The 1,981-nt window shown below is 46.7% G+C and carries 2 protein-coding genes; both read right to left on the bottom strand.

The window, feature by feature from the left end; translation table 11 throughout:
- Positions 1-371, bottom strand: a 371-nt coding sequence (locus tag JX312_RS12880; RefSeq protein WP_204458322.1) for an oligosaccharide flippase family protein, incomplete at its 3' end; no start/stop codon positions are given.
- 32 nt (positions 372-403) lie between these two features.
- Entirely contained in the window at positions 404-1,738 is a 1,335-nt protein-coding gene (locus tag JX312_RS12875; protein ID WP_204458321.1) for a UDP binding domain-containing protein, read from the bottom strand.
- Positions 1,739-1,981 lie beyond the last annotated feature (243 nt).

The raw sequence follows: 1,981 nt of genomic DNA, 5'->3' as shown, positions 1-1,981 counted from the left end.
AATACAATAGATCGACTTAGCAACCGGCATATTCCAACCAGCTTATTATCTTCATATATGTCGGCTATAATATCTGCGCTTAAGAAAAAAAACGCACCTAAAACAAGACCTGTATAAGTTGTAAATGTATGAATACTGCTGAGATCCCTGTCAGTTAATTCCTTGTGTAGGATAACAGCCGGTCCGATTCCTATGTCTCCCAATATATTAAAGAAAGCTATTATAACAGTCGCAACACCCACTACTCCAAATTCCTGGGGAGTGAGTAGTCTCGCCAATATCGATGACACTATCAGTGAAATGACAATGCCCGAATATTTCGCTACGGCAGTATAGAATACTCCTGAAAGAAATTCTTTTTTTAAAGACATTCTAAAAATCTATCGGAACATGGCAACCACTGTCAGTCTTTGTTGAACAGGTCGCGGGTGTAGACACGGTCGGAGACATCGGCGAGGTCGGGTGAGGTGCGGTTGGCAAGGATGGCGTTGCTGAGACGTTTGAATTCGGCGAGGTCGTTGACAACGCGGCTGCCGAAGAAGGTGCTGCCGTCTTCGAGGGTGGGCTCATAGATAATCACAGTAGCGCCTTTTGCCTTTATGCGCTTCATCACTCCCTGTATCGAAGACTGGCGGAAATTGTCGGAGTTCGATTTCATCGTCAGACGGTATACTCCGATCACCGGGGGTATCGAATGACTGTCGCGCTCCAGCGAGGATGTATGGAGAGTGGGGTTGGTGGTGTAGTCATACCATCCCGCCATCCTCAGTACCCTGTCGGCTATGAAATCCTTGCGCGTGCGGTTGCTCTCGACGATCGCGGTCATCATGTTCTGGGGAACATCGGCATAGTTGGCAAGCAGCTGCTTGGTGTCTTTGGGCAGGCAGTAGCCGCCATAACCGAAAGAGGGATTGTTGTAATGCGTTCCGATGCGAGGATCAAGCCCTACTCCCTCGATTATCGACTGCGAATCAAGCCCTTTGACTTCAGCATATGTGTCAAGTTCGTTGAAATAGCTTACCCTTAGAGCAAGATATGTGTTTGCAAAAAGTTTCACAGCCTCCGCCTCTTTCATCCCCATGTAGAGAGTAGGAATATCTTTCTTTATGGCTCCCTGCTGAAGAAGCATCACGAACGCGCGGGCGGCATCCTCCAGTCCATCTATATCGGCAACGGCAAGAATAGCTTCGTTTTCATCTTTGAAATCCTCCCCGTCTATGAGTTTAGGTATTCCAGCGATTATGCGCGACGGGTATAGATTATCATAAAGCGCCTTGCTCTCGCGCAGAAATTCAGGAAAAAACAATAGATTGAACCTTTTCACTCCACGTGCCGCATATCTGGCGTAAAGGTTGCGGCAATATCCGACAGGAATGGTAGATTTTATCACCATCACCGCATCGGGATTTACGCTCAGCACCAAATCTATGACGTCCTCTATACAATGGGTATCAAAATAGTTTCTTACCGGGTCATAGTTAGTAGGAGCTGCTATCACTATAAAATCCGCGTCACGATATGCCGATGCGCCGTCAAGTGTGGCTGTCAGATCAAGATCTTTCCCGGCAAGGTATTTCTCGATATATTCATCACTGATGGGAGATCTGCGGCTGTTGATAAGCTCTACCTTCTCTGGAATGATGTCCACTGCCGTGACCCGGTTATGCTGAGCGAGCAGTGTCGCCAGGCTCAGACCGACATAGCCGGTGCCCGCGACTGCGATATTATATTTTCTCATGGAGACTGACAATAGGAATTTCTATCTTTAATGCTGAATGCAGGATGTTGCCTTATACAACGAGGGGAAACATCTCGAGCAGAGTCTTGGCAAGTCTAAGAGTGTGTTTAAATTCAAACACTTGCTAATAACCGTATGGAAGTTTCTCAGTCTATAGGTTCAAGCAGATCGGGATGTATGAAAGGCAGCATGACAAGACATATGCCTTCAATCTTTACAATCACATGCTTGTTCTTTTTCACC

It is taken from the genome of Barnesiella sp. CU968 (genome assembly GCF_905219685.1).
Taxonomy (GTDB): Bacteria; Bacteroidota; Bacteroidia; order Bacteroidales; family Muribaculaceae; genus Lepagella; species Lepagella muris_A.
This window is presented reverse-complemented; position numbering and strand designations above follow the sequence as displayed.

Coding starts and splice junctions, on each gene's coding strand:
- JX312_RS12875 (WP_204458321.1), bottom strand. CDS start 1,738: ATGAGAAAATATAATATCGCAGTCGCGGGCACCGGCTATGTCGGTCTG.